Source organism: Micromonospora sp. NPDC048843, from assembly GCF_040649965.1.
Lineage (GTDB): Bacteria > Actinomycetota > Actinomycetes > Mycobacteriales > Micromonosporaceae > Micromonospora > Micromonospora hortensis.
The window spans coordinates 1-16,734 of the sequence record NZ_JBEZGJ010000031.1 but is presented as its reverse complement, the minus strand read 5'-3'; the positions used below and the strand labels follow the sequence as shown (position 1 = coordinate 16,734).

At 71.8% G+C, this 16,734-nt stretch carries 18 protein-coding genes and 1 pseudogene; 14 read left to right on the top strand and 5 right to left on the bottom strand.

Annotated features, from left to right (window positions below; genetic code table 11):
* Positions 1-26: 26 nt before the first annotated feature.
* From AB0C20_RS10560 to AB0C20_RS10550, 3 genes are all read right to left on the bottom strand, one after another.
* Positions 27-923, bottom strand: coding sequence for a helix-turn-helix domain-containing GNAT family N-acetyltransferase (locus AB0C20_RS10560; RefSeq protein WP_357179289.1), 897 nt, complete (start codon positions 921-923; stop codon positions 27-29).
* A gap of 27 nt (positions 924-950) precedes the next feature.
* A complete protein-coding gene (locus tag AB0C20_RS10555) occupies positions 951-2,111 on the bottom strand; it encodes a low temperature requirement protein A (protein ID WP_357179286.1) in 1,161 nt (386 codons plus the stop codon).
* A 75-nt stretch (positions 2,112-2,186) separates the two neighbouring features.
* Positions 2,187-2,462: an SAM-dependent methyltransferase gene (locus AB0C20_RS10550; protein WP_357567785.1), complete on the bottom strand. Its 276-nt coding sequence runs from the start codon at positions 2,460-2,462 to the stop codon at positions 2,187-2,189.
* 152 nt (positions 2,463-2,614) lie between these two features.
* Here AB0C20_RS10550 and AB0C20_RS10545 point away from each other — a divergent pair, with 152 nt between their 5' ends.
* Positions 2,615-3,079, top strand: coding sequence for a hypothetical protein (locus AB0C20_RS10545; protein WP_357179282.1), 465 nt, complete (start codon positions 2,615-2,617; stop codon positions 3,077-3,079).
* A gap of 54 nt (positions 3,080-3,133) precedes the next feature.
* Here the strand turns inward: AB0C20_RS10545 and AB0C20_RS10540 are convergent, their stop codons facing one another.
* Complete coding sequence (locus tag AB0C20_RS10540; RefSeq protein ID WP_357567765.1) at positions 3,134-5,533, bottom strand: glycosyl hydrolase family 65 protein; 2,400 nt, start codon at positions 5,531-5,533, stop codon at positions 3,134-3,136.
* Positions 5,534-5,703: 170 nt separating this feature from the next.
* On the opposite strand from AB0C20_RS10540, the gene AB0C20_RS10535 reads away from it, so the two are divergent.
* Positions 5,704-6,333, top strand: a complete 630-nt coding sequence (locus AB0C20_RS10535; RefSeq protein ID WP_357179276.1) for a phosphatase PAP2 family protein — start codon at positions 5,704-5,706, stop codon at positions 6,331-6,333.
* 135 nt (positions 6,334-6,468) lie between these two features.
* Here the strand turns inward: AB0C20_RS10535 and AB0C20_RS10530 are convergent, their stop codons facing one another.
* Positions 6,469-7,146, bottom strand: a complete 678-nt coding sequence (locus AB0C20_RS10530) for an A24 family peptidase (RefSeq protein ID WP_357179523.1) — start codon at positions 7,144-7,146, stop codon at positions 6,469-6,471.
* Between the two features lie 797 nt (positions 7,147-7,943).
* On the opposite strand from AB0C20_RS10530, the gene AB0C20_RS10525 reads away from it, so the two are divergent.
* The 12 genes and pseudogenes from AB0C20_RS10525 to AB0C20_RS10470 form a co-directional block, all read left to right on the top strand.
* Positions 7,944-8,510, top strand: coding sequence for a hypothetical protein (locus AB0C20_RS10525; protein WP_357567764.1), 567 nt, complete (start codon positions 7,944-7,946; stop codon positions 8,508-8,510).
* Entirely contained in the window at positions 8,504-9,439 is a 936-nt protein-coding gene (locus AB0C20_RS10520) for a hypothetical protein (RefSeq protein ID WP_357567763.1), read from the top strand. Before AB0C20_RS10525 ends, AB0C20_RS10520 begins: the two co-directional genes overlap by 7 nt.
* Entirely contained in the window at positions 9,436-10,095 is a 660-nt protein-coding gene (locus AB0C20_RS10515; RefSeq protein ID WP_357179267.1) for an SAF domain-containing protein, read from the top strand. The genes AB0C20_RS10520 and AB0C20_RS10515 overlap by 4 nt, the downstream gene beginning before the upstream one ends.
* 2 nt (positions 10,096-10,097) lie before the next feature.
* Complete coding sequence (locus tag AB0C20_RS10510; RefSeq protein WP_357567762.1) at positions 10,098-10,898, top strand: ParA family protein; 801 nt, start codon at positions 10,098-10,100, stop codon at positions 10,896-10,898.
* Complete coding sequence (locus AB0C20_RS10505; protein ID WP_357179261.1) at positions 10,888-12,429, top strand: ATPase, T2SS/T4P/T4SS family; 1,542 nt, start codon at positions 10,888-10,890, stop codon at positions 12,427-12,429. The genes AB0C20_RS10510 and AB0C20_RS10505 overlap by 11 nt, the downstream gene beginning before the upstream one ends.
* 4 nt (positions 12,430-12,433) lie before the next feature.
* Complete coding sequence (locus tag AB0C20_RS10500; protein WP_357179259.1) at positions 12,434-13,336, top strand: type II secretion system F family protein; 903 nt, start codon at positions 12,434-12,436, stop codon at positions 13,334-13,336.
* On the top strand, positions 13,333-14,205 hold the full coding sequence (locus tag AB0C20_RS10495) for a type II secretion system F family protein (RefSeq protein ID WP_357179256.1): 873 nt from the start codon (positions 13,333-13,335) through the stop codon (positions 14,203-14,205). Before AB0C20_RS10500 ends, AB0C20_RS10495 begins: the two co-directional genes overlap by 4 nt.
* Before the next feature lie 25 nt (positions 14,206-14,230).
* The gene (locus AB0C20_RS10490) at positions 14,231-14,431 is read left to right on the top strand and encodes a hypothetical protein (protein ID WP_112698784.1); all 201 of its coding nucleotides are present in this window, start codon (positions 14,231-14,233) and stop codon (positions 14,429-14,431) included.
* Positions 14,432-14,439: 8 nt separating this feature from the next.
* Positions 14,440-14,883 carry a TadE family protein gene (locus AB0C20_RS10485; RefSeq protein ID WP_357179252.1) on the top strand — a complete coding sequence of 148 codons (444 nt, stop codon included), beginning with the start codon at positions 14,440-14,442 and terminating at the stop codon, positions 14,881-14,883.
* A complete protein-coding gene (locus tag AB0C20_RS10480) occupies positions 14,880-15,347 on the top strand; it encodes a TadE/TadG family type IV pilus assembly protein (protein ID WP_357179249.1) in 468 nt (155 codons plus the stop codon). The genes AB0C20_RS10485 and AB0C20_RS10480 overlap by 4 nt, the downstream gene beginning before the upstream one ends.
* Positions 15,344-15,793 (top strand): pilus assembly protein TadG-related protein, encoded by a 450-nt coding sequence (locus AB0C20_RS10475; protein WP_357179246.1) that lies wholly within the window; start codon positions 15,344-15,346, stop codon positions 15,791-15,793. Before AB0C20_RS10480 ends, AB0C20_RS10475 begins: the two co-directional genes overlap by 4 nt.
* 14 nt (positions 15,794-15,807) lie before the next feature.
* A pseudogene (locus AB0C20_RS10470) lies at positions 15,808-16,629 on the top strand (LysM domain-containing protein); the annotation flags it as partial.
* Positions 16,630-16,734 lie beyond the last annotated feature (105 nt).

Genomic DNA, 16,734 nt, shown 5'->3' with positions numbered 1-16,734 from the left:
GCCCGACCACCGGACGGTCGCGGCCGTCAGTGCCCCAACCGCTTCTCGAACCAGTGGTGGGCGTAGCGCTCGGTGTTGTACGCCTCGATCTCCCGGTAACCGGTCGCCCGGTACAGGGCGATCGCCTCGGTGAGGTTGCGGTTGGTGTCCAGCCGGACCGCTGTCGCGCCGCGCTCGGCGGCGTACCGTTCCAGCTCGCCCAGCAGCCGCCGCCCGACCCCGAGGCCACGTACGGTGTCGGCAACCCACACGCGTTTGATCTCGGCGGGTGCGTCGGCGTGGAGTTTGACGGCGCCACAGCCGATCGGTTCGGTGTTGAGGGTGGCGAGCAGGAGCACGCCGTTGGGCGGGACGAGCGCTTCGTCGTGGACCGGGTTGCTCAGCGCCGGGTCGAACCCGTCGTCGAATCGTCGCGCGATGTCGCGGGCGTAGGCCCGCAGGCACGAGCGGGCTCGCGGGTCGCTCGGCGAGCATGGCTCGATGACGACCATCGAGCCGATGAGCAGCCGTTCGACCTCGGCCATGGCGGTGACGAGTCGTTCGCGATGGCGTTCGGTGAGCGGTTCGAGGATCGAGGCGGCCAGATCGTCGGACCGCTGGTCGAGGTCGGCCCACTGGGTCCGGCCGGCGTCGGTGAGGGTGGCGACGCGGACCCGGCCGTCACCGCCCGCCTGGTCGCCCGGCCCGACGGCGATGAGGCCGTCGTTCTCCAGTGTGCGCAGGAGTCGGCTGAGGTATCCAGAGTCCAGGCCGAGCCGGGCCCGCAGCGCTGCGACCTCGGCACCGGCGGGGCCGATCTCCCAGAGCAGCCGGGCCTGCCCCAGCGGGCGCCCCTGGGCCATGTACTCGTCGTCGAGCGCACCCACCCGTTGGGTGACCGTCCGGTTGAACCGCCGCACGGCGGCGATGAGAGCCGAGTCCATATGCCTGACTTTAGTCAGGCATATGGACTACGCGCCAGCTCGGTGCCGGTACGACCCGATGCCGGCGTGGTCCAGGACGACCACCACGAGCACCACGCCGGTGGCGACCGCACTGACCGCCACCAGCGGCAGCCGCACGACGGCCGCCGCACCGGCCAGCACGAGCAGTGCGGCAACCCGGGGCCAGGAGAGTCGCCGGTGGATCGCCGCCGAGAACAGGATCCGCCCGACGAGGAACAGCAACGGGCCGCTCAGGATGACCAGGACCGCAGTGCGGTCACCGTCGCGCAGAGGGTGGGCGATGCTCAGCTCGGCGCCGACGGCGGTGACCACCAGCCCGGCGATCATCACCAGGTGCAGGTATCCGGTGGTGACACCGAGTCGGGACGGGTCGGCGTGCTCGATGGCCGGGCCGAGGCGCTGCCCGGCAGGCGTGACGTAGAGCAGACCGATCAGCACCGCGGCGGCGAAGACCAGCAGGAACGCGGCGGTCTGCGGGAGGGCGAGGTCAGTGTCGGCGTACGAGAGGCCGGCCACCAGGACCAGCTCGCCCAGCGCAATGATCATGATTTGTTGGTACCGCTCGGCGAAGTGCTCGCCGGCCAGATGCAGCTCCTGCGACCCGGTCCGACCCATCAGTGGCGTGGGCCAGCCGAGGCGCGGGCCGGTGAAGTCGATGGCGAGGGCGAGCAGCCAGAGCGGCACCCGCCACTCCGGCAGAAACCCGCCGGCCAACCACGGTACGGCCGACACGCTGAACCAGCAGAGGATGCGCAGCGCCCGGCTCTGCCGCGGGTGGCCGCGTAGCGCCAGGGCGGTGACCGCCCCCCTGGCGATGTGCACCGAGACGTACGCGCCGGCGAAGAGCAGGCCCCGCCCGTCCGACGCCTGCGGGATCGCCACCCCGGCCAGCAGGCTGCTCAGCGCGGCACCGACCAGCAGCCAGCGCACCGCCGGGCTCTCCGGGTCGTACCAGTCGGCGAACCAGGTGGTCGTCACCCAGATCCACCAGACCCCGGCCAACAGCACTGCGGTGTGCAGCGCGCCGCCCAGACTGAGGTCGTGCAGCAGGTGGGCGGCCAACTGGCTCAGGGCGAGCACGAACGCCAGGTCGAAGAACAGCTCCAGGAACGAGGCGCTCAGCGGTGAGTCACTTCCCCGCAGCAGCCGTTCGGGTCTGCTCGCCATCGGCGCTCCTCCCGCTGGCGCACGCCCTGCGTCCGTCGTACCACCCGAGGCCGGCCACCGGAGGCGAAAGCGCTGTCAGCGGCGGACGCCGACCCCGGCGTACCCGTGGGCGTCCACGGTCTCCGGCTCGCCCTCCGGGCGCCACCGGGTGGTGGCGACCAGGCCGGGTTCCACCAGGTCGTAGCCGGCGAAGAAGCGTGCCGTCTCGGCGCGTGAGCGGGGCACCAGCGGGGCGCTGCTGTTGCGGTAGACGGCCTGGCCGCGCTCGGCCGGCTCCGGCGGGATGCCGTCAAGCGTCAGGTGGGACAGCACCAGGTGACTGCCGGGCGCTGTGGCGTCGTGCCGGCTGATCGGTCATGCGGGATCCCTTCGGCGACGGGCGCGGAGCTCGATGTCTAACACCTGCGGCGACGACCCGCTGACCCCTCGTGTCGTTGATCCGGCTGCGCCCATGGTCACCGCTGACCACGGTGGGGGCACCGACTCAACGAGGAGGGACGCCGATGACCGCTCAGCGCGAGACCGTGCAGGTCGACAACGACCTGTTCCGCGCCGTGTACGACTCGCCCGCATCACTGCCCGGCCGACACCGCTGGACCACCCCCGAGTCGGACGTCCGGCGGCTGGAGAAACTGCTCGGCATGCCGGCGCGCAGCATCGGCGCCCCGCTCTGGGTCAGCGGCGACGAACCCGACTGCCCGAAGTGCCGCCGGCGGGTCACCTGGTACGACATCGTCTCGTCGGCGCTCTCCGGCCTGCACGACAAGGCCATGATCGCTACGGTCATCCTGGGTGAGCGCAAGTACGTCAACACCGAGATCCCGGATGCCATCGCCGGGGTGCGCTGCTCCGACTGTCACACGGCGATCGACGGCCTGCGCAGCTTCAAGTGCCACAACTGGGCGTACGCCTTCGAGGCGCTGGAGGCCGTCCGCGAGCGGATGGCCGGCGGTCCCGGCCCGACCTGATCCGGAGCCCGCGCCGACCTGAGCCGCGGCGTCCCCTGAGCCGGTCGGGGCGGCTCAGTCGGCTGAGCGGCGGGTGGGGCGGCGGCCGGGCGGGGAGGGCGGCTCCGGGCCGGGGTCGGGCACCGGTGGCATCGACCGGGTGACCGGTTCGGCACCGGTGACCCGCAGCGACTCGCCGTGGTGCCACAGCTCGACCTCGGCATCCGCGGCGGCGTCGGGCAGCTCGTAGCGGGCCTCGGCCGGAGTCAACGTGACCCGTAGCCGGTGGCCGCGCCAGCGCAGGCTGAACGCCAGCCGGTCGATCCGGCGCGGCAGTCGGGGGTCGAAGGAGAGCACCCTCCGGTCGTCGCGCAGCCCACCGAAGCCCTGCACCAGCGCCAGCCACGCGCCGGCCAGCGAGGCCAGGTGCAGCCCGTCGGCGGTCTTGTCGCCCAGGTCGGCCAGGTCCTGCAGAACCGACTCGGCGAACAGGTCGTACGCCAGATCGAGGTGCCCGACCTCGGCGGCCAGCACTGCCTGCGGTGCCGCCGACAGCGACGAGTCGCGGACCGTGCGGGCCTGGTAGTACGCCAGGTTGCGGGCCTTCTCGTCGGCGGTGAACTCACCGGGGCAGAGCTGCATGGCCAGCACCAGGTCGGCCTGCTTCACCACCTGCTTGCGGTACAGCTCCAGGTACGGGAAGTGCAGCAGCAGCGGGTAGTCGTCGTCGCCGGTGTTCGCGAAGTCCCACTCCGGCTGCTCGGTGAAGCCGGCGGCCTGCTGGTGCACCCCGCGCTCGCTGTCGTACGGAACGGCCATCGTGTCGGCGGCGGCCCGCCAGCCGGCCACCTCGTCGCGGTCCACGCCGAGCCTGCCGGCCAGCTCGGGATGCGCCTCGGCGGCGTCCGCCGCACCGCACAGATTGCGCTTCGCCATCAGGTTGGTGAACACGTTGTCGTCGACCAGTGCCGCGTACTCGTCCGGGCCGGTCACCCCGTGCAGGTGGAAGTCGCCCTCGTCCGACCAGTGGCCGAAACCGTGCCAGAGCCGGGCGGTCTCCACCAGCAGTTCCAGCCCCGCCTCGGCCAGGAACCCCTGGTCGTCGGTGGCCGCCAGGTAACGCAGCACCGCGTCGGCGATGTCGGCGTTGACGTGCAGCGCCGCGGTGCCCGCCGGCCAGTAGCCGGAGCTTTCCCGGCCGCCGATGGTGCGCCACGGGAAGGTCGCGCCGGTCAACCGCAGCTCGGCGGCCCGCTCCCGCGCCTCGGGCAGGTGGGCGTGCCGCCACCGCAACGCCGAGCGGGCCACCGCCGGGGCCAGGTAGGTGAGCACCGGCAGGACGTAACTCTCGGTGTCCCAGAGGACGTGCCCGTCGTAGCCGTTGCCGGTCAACCCCTTGGCCGAGATGGTCCGGTCGGACTCCGGGCGACCGGCTTGGATCAGGTGGAACATCGCGAACCGAACGGCCTGCTGAAGCTCCGGATCGCCGTCGAGCCGCACGTCGGCGACCTGCCAGGCCGCGTCCAGGGCGGCGCGCTGATCGCTGAGTAGGGCATCGAAGCCGTCCGCGCGTGCCGCGTCCGCCTCGGCGGCGACCAGGGCGGCCAACTCGTCGGCGGGCGTCGCGTCGACAGCCGCCCACTCGTAGGCGGCGAACTTCGTCAGCCGCAACCGCTCCCCCGGGTGCAGGCGACCCGTCACGGTCAGCCGTACCCGGTCTGGGGTGCAGTCACCGCTGATCGTCGCCGTGTCCGGGCCCTCCAGCAGGTGACTGACAGCGACCGCGACGCGCTGGCCGCTGCGCTCGGTGCGGTGCACCAGCACGCCGTCGAGGCCTGTCGCACGGTACGTCTCGGCGGTCAGCGGGTCGGTGGGCACCGAGGCGGCCCGAGGATCGTCCGAACGCTCCGGCACCTTCTCGTTGGCCAGCAGATCCGAGCAGACCCGCACCTCGACGGCGGCGTCCAGCGGCTCGACCTCGTACCGGACGGCGGCCACCGGGCGACGCGGCAGGGACACCAACCGGGTGCTGCGGATGCGTACGCCCCGCCCGGCCGGTGAGATCCACTCGGTTTCCCGGCGCAGCACGCCGGTACGCAGGTCGAGCACCCGCTCATGGCTGCGCAGCGTTCCGGTCCGGAGATCCAGCGGCTCGTCGTCGACCCAGAGCCGGATCAGCGCGGCGTTCGGTGCGCTGATGACGGTGTCACTGGCTTGCGGGAACCCGTACCCCTCCTCGGGATAGCTCAGCTCGCGCCGCTCGTGGAAGCCACTGACGTAACTGCCCGGCATCCCGCACGGGGCACCCTCGTCGAGCACCCCGCGCCAGCCGATCCACCCGTTGCCCAACGCGAAGATCGACTCGGTCTCGCCGAGCCGGTCCACGTCAGCCTCCGTGCGCCGGATCCGCCAGGTCTCGTCGTCCGCCAGCGCGGTGGTGGACTGCTGTTGATCGGTGGCCGAACCGGTCTGCACGAGGCCTCCTGTCGATGTCGACGTCCTGCAACAGCCAACCAGAGCCGGCTGTGCGAACCCTGGACGAAGGTCTGACAGACCACCCGACCTTCGACAGCAGCGATGCCCTCTGGCGCGTTCCTAGGGTGTGCCCAAGGTGAACAGGGTATGAACGTGAAGTGAGGTGATGCATGGTCGACAACGGCAGCATGGACGTTCCGGAGATCAGTGCCGAGTGGTACAGCGACGTCGTCGACGCCGCCGCCGGCAGCCCAGAGCCGGTGCAGTGGTTCGTCGGACACGCCACCGAGGGGGTGATCCTGCTACTCGGCGCGCTGCTGGTGATGGCCGCGCTGAGCCGCCGGTCCGGCGGCCCGCACGACCGGGCACTCGCCCTGATCGCGCCGGTGCCGGCCCTCCTGGCGTACGTGGGCAGCGAGTTCTTCAAGACAGTGGTGGACCAGGACCGCCCCTGTCGGACGATCGGTCGGGAGATCATCGCGGGTGCCTGCCCACCGCCGGGCGACTGGTCGTTCCCCAGCAACCACGCCACCATCGCCGGCGCGCTGGCGGTCACCACGTTGCTGCTCTCCCGCCGACTGGGCCTGGTCGCGCTGCCCCTGGCCGCGCTCGGTGCCTTCTCCCGGGTCTTCGTGGGTGTGCACTACCCGCACGACGTGATCGCGGGTGTGTTGTTCGGCGCCCTGGTCGCAGTGGTGCTCACCCCGTTGCTGGCCCGCCCGACCAGCGAGGTGCTCCGCCGCCGGGCCAACCGTCCCGACAGCCCGGTCCCCAAACTGGCCAGCCGCTCCCGCCCCTAGCGGCCAGCGCGACCTGGAGTGAGAGCGCGCCCCCTCGCCACGCCGATCTTGCACTTTCGGTTGTCGATATGAGCGGGACGCCCCTTATGCCGGGACAGGAAGTGCAAGATCGCGGGGGCGGGGGCGGGGGCGGGGTCAGGTCGCCAGCAGGAGGGCGGCCGTTGTGCCGAGCAGCAGGAACGGGCCGAAGGGCAGGTGGGTGCTCCAGTTGGCGCGGCGGGTGGCCAGCAGGCCCAGACTCACCAGGGCGGAGAGCCCGAAGGTGAGCACCAGCCCGAACAGCAGCACCGGCCAGCCGTACCAGCCGAGCAGCGCGCCGACGCTGAGCGCGAGCTTGGCGTCGCCCAGCCCGAAGCCGCGGCGGCCGAGCAGCACAGCGGTGCTGGCGAAGAAGAACGCCAGCCCGGCCCCGCCGATGACGGCTCGCAGCCAGTGCCCCGGGTCGGCGTCGAGCGCGGCCACGCCGAGCAACAGCCAGGTCCCGGCCGCCGCGGGCACTGTGAGCCGGTCCGGCAACCGGTGCACGGCCAGGTCGACGAGGATCGCCGGGATGGTCCAGCCCAGCCACCAGATCAGCGCCGGCAGCGCCCCGCCCGGCGGCCCGGCGAGCGCCAGCAGCACCGCCGCCGCGAGCACGGCCAGCTCGACGGTGGCCGGCGGTGGGCCGACCCGGGCGCGGCACTGACCGCACCGGGCTGCCGGGCCCAGCGCCGGCCAGGGGCGGGTCAGGCCGACCGGCGCGCCGCAGGCGTCGCAGCCGGTCCGGCTGGGCACACCCGGGGGTACGGCGTAGCGCAGCGCGACCAACCGCATCAGCGGACTGATCGCGAGGATCGCGAACACCGTCGAAACCCGGGTGCGTGCCACCGCCGAGGCGAGGGCGGCCGGTCGTTCGCTCGACGGAGCGGGCGTCGCCTGGCGTGCGGGTTCCGTCGTCGCACCGGACGGCGGGGGTGCTGGGCTCCGATCGGGTGGGTCTCCCCGACCGGGGATGGCCGCCGGGGGGCCGGTCAGCGCCATGTCGCCTCCTTTGCGGCCAGCTGCTCCCCCGTGATGATGAACACGGATCGTGATTGAACACCCGCAATGGTGTAGCGGATGGCGCAGAAAGCGACGTGCCGACCGGAGCCTGCACGCGCGCTGTCGACCGCTTTCGAATCAGGCTTGCCGGTGGACGAGGCAGCCCGCCGACAGGGTGCCGACGTCGGTCGAATGCCGGGATGAGACCGCGATGTCCCACTCCCGCGGCCGGTGGCGTGACTCCGGTGAGCCCATCCGGCCCGGCGACCCCCCACCAATAACGACAGTTTGTTCGCCCATTGCCCCGACCGCAGTGTGGACACCCACCACCACCACCTGTCATCACGCTGAGTGTTCGGATGAATTGCCTCTGTTGCATCGGCGAGCGTCAGCCTATGCTCGCCCCTTGGGTGTGACGCAAGCCTCACCTTCACCATCGGACGACACAGGACCCCGAATTTGTAGAAGATCCGTAACGGTGAATGCAGAAGCGCAATGAACGGCTCCGGATGTGCTGATCCGGGCGCGCTTCCGCATGCCCGGCGGCGGTGAACCATCACCGCCCCGGGCGACCACGAGGAGGCTCGACGGTGCGCGGACGGCAGCTCAGAAGAGCGGCAATCTGCCTGCTGGTGGGCGTGGCGGCGATGCCGGTCACCGCCTGCGCCAGCGGACAGGAAGCGGTCGAACGACCTACGGCAGTTCGCGACAACGGACCCCGGACCGATTCCGACATCGAACGACGCGCTGCCGAAAAGGCGGCGCTTGACGCGTACTCCGGTTATCTCGCGGCATCGCGCACGGCGGGCCTGCGCAGTGATCCTCGTTCGCCGGAACTGTCCCGGTTCCTTGGTGATCCACTTTTGACTCGGGTCCGGGTATCCATTCGCGAGGCCAAGGAGCACGGCGCTATGCGTACCGGGACGTTCAAGTCCGACCCGACCGTGACCGCCGTCAGCCTGGACGCGAGACCAGCCACAGTGGAGATCCAGGACTGCCTGGACACGACCGGCTACCGGCTGGTCTACGCCAAGGACAAGCGCTCGGTACCGGGCAGCGGTGGCGGCCGGCACCTCTCCACCGCCACCGCGACCCGCTATCCCGACGGCCGCTGGCTGATCAACTATGGCGTGACGCACCGGGACCAGCCGTGCTGAGCGGGGCCGCGACAACCCGACGGGCACTCGCCGGGCTCGGCCTCACGCTCCTGCTGGTGGTCGGTGCGGCCCCGCCGGCCCCCGCAGCCCTCCGGGCCGACCCGGGAGCGGGCTGCCCACCCGACCAACCCGACTGCAGCGTCTGGGACGACGAGCCCGGCAATCCCGGTGATCCCGGGGGCGGCGGGGACGACGGTGGGGGCGGGGACGACGGCGGCGGTGGCGGTGGCGGCTCCTGTCAGTGGAACGGGCGGACCATCCCCTGCTACGACGAGGACCTGGGCTGGTTCAACAGCGGCGACGGGTGCTACTACAAGCTGACCGAGGGGCCGGTCGCTCCCCCCGAGGGTGAGCAGTGGTACCTGAAAACCTGCAACGGCGGCGACCTTGGCGCCCAGGAGGTGGTGTCCCTGGCCGACCCGCCGGGCGGCTTCGGCGCACCGCCGGACCCGGAGGAGTTGGCCCGTCGCGCCCTGGCGTCGATCAGCCTGCTGCCGGCGCGCCTGAAGGTGGCACCCCGCAAGAACGTCGGCCCCGGCCTGGTCGGCCTGCCCGTCTGGATGTGGGCCACGCCGGGAAAGAACTACTTCGGCCCGCTATACGCCGATGAGTCCGACAGGGGTTTGACCGTCTACATCGAAGCGAAGGTCGACCGGATCGTCTGGGACATGGGCAACGGCAAGAAGGTCACCTGTTACAGCGCCGGCACCGAGTACAAGGCCACGGGCACGCGGGCGGGTTCCACCTCCCCGGACTGCGGCTACGACAAGGGCTACCCGAAGGCAGACACCTACGACGTCACCGCCACCACGCACTGGACGGTGAACTGGTGGACCAACAACGACGCCACGAGGCGGGTGATCCCGCAGACCCGGAGAAGCGGCATCGTGCAGATCCAGATCAACGAACTCCAGGTGGTCACCAGATGAGCCTCGCGACGCGCAACGGGACCCCGTCGGTGGACGCACCCATCAACCCGCCCACAGTGGTCCGCCAGCGCCGGGTCCGTCCCGGGTTGCTCGGTCTCGCCGTCCTCCTGATCGCGCTGGGCGGGCTGGGAGCGGCCTTCGCTGTCACCTCAGTACGGGCCACCGGCAGCTATCTGGCGGTGGCCCGCCCGGTGGAGGTGGGCCGGGAGATCAGCGCAGCCGACCTGGTCACCGTGCAGGTCGCCGGCGGCCAGGGGTTGCGCCCGGTGCCCGCCGCACGGCTCGACGAGGTGGTCGGCAAACGGGCCGCTGTCGCGCTGCTTCCGGGCACGCTGCTCACCCTGGGACAGGTCACCGACGACCCGCTGCTCGGCCCCGGCCAGCAGCAGATCGCGCTCGGCCTGAAGACCGCCCAGGTGCCGGCCCGCGAACTGCACCCCGGCGACAAGGTGCTGCTGGTCAGCACTCCGGACAACAATGCCGACGAAGACACGGCCGCCGCCGGCACCCGGTTCGCGGCCACCGTCATCGACATGGTCAGCCCGGCCACCGACGACAAGGTCCTGTACCTGGCGCTGCTCACCCGTGACGTGCCGGCGGTGGTGGCACTCGCCGCACAGGAACGGCTCGCCGTCGTACTGACCGAGGCGGCCTGAGCATGGCGATCATCGCGCTGGTGTCCGCGAAGGGTTCGCCCGGCGTCACCACCTCGGCGCTGGCCTGCGCGCTGGCGTGGCACCGGCGGCTGGTGGTCGCCGAATGTGACCCGGCCGGCGGCTCGATCCTCGCCGGATACCTCGGCGGCCAACTGGACGGCCCGCGCGGCATCGGAGAGCTGGCCGTCGGCGAGTTGCGCGACGGCAACCTGGAGACCGCGTTCTGGTCCCAGTTGGTCGATCTGGACGCCCCTCGCCGGGAACGGCTGCTGCTGCCCGGCCTCGTCGACCCGGCCCAGAGCGGCAGCGTCACCCCGCTCTGGCAGCGCTTCGCCGACTACTTCGACGCCCTCGACCGCGGCACCCCCGGCTACGACGTCCTTGTCGACTGCGGTCGGCTGCACGTGACCGGGCCTCCGTGGCCGGTGCTGCGGGCCGCCTCGGTGGTGCTGTTGGTGACCCGGGCGAACCTGCCGGACCTGTCCGGCACCCGCGCGGTGGTCACCGCCATCGAACGGGACTTCGCCGAGCACAGGGTGCCCCCGGGCACCCTGCGGCTGCTGCTGGTCGGCGATGGGCACGGGCGGTCCGAGATCAGCCGCGCCCTGAAACTGCCGGTCATCGCACGGCTGCCGCACGATCCGCGTACCGCCGGGGTGCTCGCCCTGGGCGGGACAGTGCGGGCCGGTCGGCCGCTGATGCGCGCGGCGGCAGCGCTGGAGGTTCCGATCGGGGCGCTCCTGGAACGGCGACGGGCCCGGTTGGCGTGGCCCGTGCAGCAGGGGGTGCCGGATGCGGTTTGAGCCTGTCTCCACCGATCCGCGCCAGCAGCCACCGGCAGTGACCTCCACCGCGCCGCCCCTGGCCGTGCCGAACGGCCGGCACCACCAGTCCGGGCCGCAACCCCAGTCGACGCCCACGGCCAGCCCGCCACCGGAGGCGCCGCCCCGGGCCCGGATGGACTTCCAGGTGGTCCGGGAGCTGCGCCGGGAACTCACCGAACGGCTCACCCTTTGGCAGCGCGGCCGGGAGTTCACAGTCGACGAGGAGGACACCGAGCGGGCCCGACTCGCCGTCACAGTGGTCGCCGCGTACGCGGACTCGGTACGTCGGGCCGGCACGCCGATGGCCGCCGGCGACGAACGCCTGCTGCTCGACCAGGTGACCGCCGAGCTGGTCGGGCTCGGCCGGCTACAGACGCTGCTTGTCGACGACACCATCGAGGAGGTGCACATCCTCGGCTGCGACCAGGTGCGCATCACCCGGCACGGCGGTGGGGTGGACTGGGCCGAACCGATCGCCGACAGCGACGCCGAGCTGGTGGAGATCCTCCAGGCGGCTGCCCGTCGGGCGGGCGCGACCGAGCGGTCCCTCTCCACGGTGAAGCCCACCCTCGACCTGCAACTGCCCGACGGCAGCCGGCTGGCCGCGGTGTTCCTGGTCAGCCACCGCCCGTACGCGGTGATCCGCAAGCACAACACCCTGGACGTGAGCCTCGACGACCTCGCGGGCGCCCGGGGTGACCTGGACGAGATGATCGACCCACTGCTGCGCGACTTCCTCCGCGCGGCGATGCGCGCCGGTCTGAACATCATGGTCGCCGGGTTGGCCGGCGCCGGTAAGACCACTGTCATCCGGGCGCTGATGAACGAGATCCCGCAGGATGAGCCGTACGTGCTGCTGGAGGAGAGTCGGGAACTGCTCCCGGCCCGCCGTCGGGAACGGCACCGGGCGGTGATGAGCTTCGAGGCCCGGGAGGGCCACGGCGAGCGCGGCTTCGACGGGCGCCCAGCCGGTGAGGTGACAATCGCCGATCTGATCCCGCTGTCGCTGCGGATGGGCGTCCTGCGGATCATCGTGGGCGAGGTGCGGTCCCGGGAGATCGTGCCGATGCTCCAGGCGATGACCACCAGCCGGGGGTCGATGTGCACCATTCACGCCCGCACCGCCTCCGGTGTGGGTGAACGGATCGTCGAGCTGGCCCTGGCGCACGGCCGCGAGATGACAGTCGACCAGGCCCGCCGGATGGCCGGCAACGCGCTCGACCTGATCGTCTACGTCACCATCGAGGACGAGACCGCGATCGGCGGGCGGAAGCACCGGTTCGTCTCGCACGTGGAGGAGGTGATCGGGGCCGGCGAAGCCGGTCGGATCACCACCACCACCGTCTTCGGGCCGGGCCCGGACGGTCGTGCGGTCCCCCGGCACCTGCCGGAGCGGGTCCGCGACCAGTTGCTGCGGGTGGGTTACGACGCGCGGCTGCTGACCCGGTGGATCGAGGCCGGTGCGGGTGCCTGGCGGCGGCCTCGGCAGACCCGACTGGCCCGGCGGTGACGTGATGCTCGACAGCCTGGAATTGATCGCTGTGGTCTCCGGCGCCGCCTGTGTGGCCGGGCTGCTGCTGGCCGTGGTCGCCCTGGTCGGCACCCGTCGACCCCCCGGGCCGCAGCCGGGCGGCGGGCCAGGGCTGAGCCGACTGTGGCGCGGCCCGGGCAGCACTCCGGCCGAGCAGCGGAGCTACCAGGCGCTGCTGGTCGTCGCGCTGGTCGCCGGCGCGTTGGCGTTCCTGCTGACCGGGCTGCCGGTGGTGGGTCTGCTGGTGGCGGTGGCGGTGCCCGGCACGCCGTGGCTGTTCGGGGTGGGCAAGGCCGAGCAGCGGGCGATCGCCCGGATCGAGGCCGTCGGCGAGTGGACCCGCCGACTCAAGGACGTCTCCGGCACCGGGCAGGGCCTCCAACAGGCGATCCTCGGCACGATCGGCAGCGTGCCGCCCGGCGTCGAGGACGAGGTACGGCTGCTCGCCGCCCGTCTCCAGGCCGGCTGGATGGCCCGCTCCGCGCTGCTGGCGTTCGCCGACGAGATCGCCGACCCGGTCTGCGACCAGGTGGTCGCTGCGCTGATCCTGCACCTGTCGGACCGGGGTGAGCGGCTGGGTGACGTGCTCGGTTCGATCGCCGGCGCGGCGTCCGCCGAGGTGGCGACCCGCCGGGAGATCGAGGCCAAGCGCACCCAGCCCCGGTTCGCGGTCCGCTTCCTCACCGGGATGACGCTGGCGACCCTCGCGTACGGGCTGGTCAACACCGAGTACATCAGGCCGTACGGCACACCGGTGGGTCAGCTGGTGATGGCCGCCCTCGGCGCCGCCTTCATCGGCCTGCTGGCCTGGGTGCGGTCGATGAGCCAGCCGCAACGGCCGGCCCGGTTCCTGCCGGCGCCCAACCCGGCCGAGGTGATCGCATGATCGTGAACTGGCAGTTTGCCCTCGCGGTCTGCGGTGGCGCCGGGATCGGCCTGGGTGTTTTCCTGGTGGTCCGGGAGTTGGTGCCGGCGACACCGGCGCTGGGGCCTGCGCTGCGCCGACTGCATCAGCCGCCGGGCACCGGCCGGGTGGCCACGCCCGCGTCCCGGCGGCTCGACTGGCTGACCGGGATGTCCCGCTGGTTGCGGCCGCCGCAGATGCAGCTCGCCCTGATCGGTCAGACCTCCGAGCAGTACGCGTTGTCGGTGCTGCTCTCCGCGCTGATCGGGTTGGCCACGCCGACAGTGCTCGGGGTGGTGCTGTGGGTGCTCGGCATCCCCTTCCCGGTGGTCGTGCCGGTGCTGGGCAGCCTCGGCCTGGCGCTGCTGGCCGGCCTGCTGGCGCACCGCGCCGTGCTGACCAAGGCCAACGCCGCCCGTGAAGAGTTCCGCCAGGCGGTCTGCACCTACCTCGATCTGGTGGCGTTGCAGCTCTCCGCCGCGCACGGGCCGGTGCAGTCGCTGGAGCGTGCGGCGGCGGTCTGTGACGGTTGGGTGTTCGACCGACTCCAGGAGTCGCTGCGGATCGCCCAGATGCAGATGCACGCGCCCTGGGACGAGCTGCGCGACCTCGCCGACAAGATCGGCATTCCCGAGTTGGGCGACGTCGGCGCGATCATGCGCTCCTCCGGCAGCGAGGGCGCGCAGGTGCACGAGACGCTGCGCAGCCGGGCCGACTCGCTGCGCGACCAGATCCGCACCGACAACCTGGCTCGCGCCGAAGGGGTGACCAGCAAGCTTGACATCCCGGGCGCGCTGCTCGTCTTCGTGCTGCTCGGGTTCGTCCTCTATCCGTTCATCGCCCGTGTCTGACCCCTCCCCCTTGAAGGAGAACGCCATGTCCATCCTCAGCTATCTGCACGTCGTGGTGACGACGCGCCTGGCCGAACTGCACCGTGACAGTGAGCGCGGCGACAGCCCGGTGCCCACCGCGGTGATCATCGCCGGCCTGGTCGCCGTCGCCATGGCCGTCACCGCTGCGGCCCTGATCAAGGCCAACAACTGGATGACCGGCATCCCGGATTACACGAAGCCGTAGTAGCCGGCATGAGTCGACAGGCGTTCCCGAGGTGGCACCGGGCGGTCACCGCCGCCCGGCGCCGCCTCGCGGCCGGCGACCGGGAGCGGGGCGCCAACCCGGTGGAACTCGCCGTGATGATGCCGCTGATCCTGGTGCTGCTCTTCGCCTCGATCCAGGTCGCGGCCGTCTTCCTCGCCCGATCCACCGCCCTGAACGCCGCGCAGAGCGGCGTCAACGCGCAGCGGACGTACGAGGCGCGCAACGGCGCCGGGGTGGACAGCGCCTCCCGCTTCCTGAGGGCCTCCGGCGGTTGGCTGGTGGGCTGGGACAGGTCCGGTCCGACGTGCGTGACCACCACGACCGACGTGACCTGCACGGTGAGCGGCCGGTCCCTGTCGGTGGTGCCGGGCGTGGACTTCGCGATTCGGCAGACTGCCCACGGAACTGTGGAGAGGGTGACCCCGCCATGACCCGTACCGCCGAGCGGGGCTCGGTCTCCATCGAGGTGGCGGTACTGGCACCCGCCTTCATCGCGTTGATGGTGCTGGCCGGCGTGGTCGGGCGCAGCGCGGTTGCCGCGGAGGCGCTCGAAGCAGCCGCGCACGACGCCGCTCGGGCCGCGTCGATCTCCCGGAACTCCGACGTCGCCAAAGAAGAGGCGCGGGAGGCTGCCCAGAAACAGCTGGACTGGCACGGCCTGGCCTGCGCCAACGGCCTGGACCCGGAATTCACCGGCAAGTCGCCCGACAGTGAGTCCAGCTTCGACAAGGCCTTCAGCAGCACAGTCGGCACGAACGCCACGGTGACGGTGAAGATCAGCTGTCGCGTGTCCTTCAAGGACATCACCCTCGACATCCTGCCCGGGATGGCGAGTGAACGGCTGATCTCCGCGCAGTTCACCTCCCCCCTTGACCGTTACCGGAGTCGGCAATGACGGCCACCACGTCGGCTGCCAGTCCCTCCCGGTCAGGTGAACACGGCCGAGTGAGCATCTTCCTCGCGGTGACGATGGTCGGCGTACTGGCCATCATCGGCCTCTCCTTCGACGCCGCCGGGCAGCTCCGCACCCTGCAACGCGCCCAGAACCTGGCCGCCGAGGCGGCCCGGACCGGCGGTCAGGCCATCGACCGGGCCACCGCCATCGAGGGCGGGCCAAAGCGGATCAACGAGCCGGAGGCGCGCGATGCGGTCGCCAACTACCTGGACGCCGTGAACACCGCCAGCCACACAGTCAACTTCCCGCAGGTCGACGGGGAAACCCTGATCCGGGTGACCGTCTCCATCACCTACCACCGCTCGATGATCGGACCGTTCATTCAACAGAAGACGGTCACCGTCACCGGCGAGGCGACCGCGCGTGCCATCACCGCAACACCGTAGGAAGGAAGGCAGCCATGCCCGTATCGGGTGGGTCCGTCGTACGGCGGACCGGACGAATCCTCACCGGCATCGGCGCGCTGGCCGTGCTCCTGGTGTTGCTGGTCGGCGCGCCGATCGCGCTGCTCGCCTTCGCCGGTAACCCGCTGCCCGATCACCTCCCCACGATCAGCGAGGTGGGCACCGCGCTGACCAGCCGGGACGACGGCCAGCTCTTCCTGCGGGCGTTGGCCGTGGCCGGTTGGTTCGGCTGGGCCACGTTCGCCTTCTCCGTCGTCGTCGAACTGGGCGCGCAGACCCTGCACCGGCCGGCGCCGAAGCTGCCCGGAATGGGCCGCCAGCAGAAGGCCGCTGCCGCGCTGGTCGGCTCGGTCGCGCTGATCCTGGTCGCCAGCCCCGCCGCCGCCAGCGCCGCGGCAATCTACGGAACTCCGGTGTACGCGAGTCCGAGCGCAACGGCCGTCACCACCCTGGCAGCGCCGACCCGCGCCGCGACGACACCGGGCACGGCCGCGCCGGTGGCCCGTGGCGGGCTGCTCGGCATGGCCGGGACAGGGCTGGCCGCACCCGGTGCCTCGGCGGCGAACGACGAGGCCGCGCCGGTGTACCGGGTGGCGCGGGGCGACTACCTCGGGGAAGTGGCCGAGCGGTACCTGGACGAGTTCGACGACTACCGACAGCTCGCCAAGCTGAACAAGCTCGACGACCCGGACCGGATCCGCCCCGGCCAACTGCTCCGACTGCCCACCGAGGCGGCCGACCAGGGGGACCGGAAGCACGCCACCGGTCGGCTCGTCGACCGGCCCGCAGCGCCGAAGCCGCCCGCGCCCCCGCCGGCGCCCGAGCGGGCCGCGACGGCATTCTTGCCGTAGTGGATGCGCCCCTCCAGCCCGGACTGCAGGATCGACCGCAGGGTCAGCCGGTCGACCTGGCGGGTCGCGTGC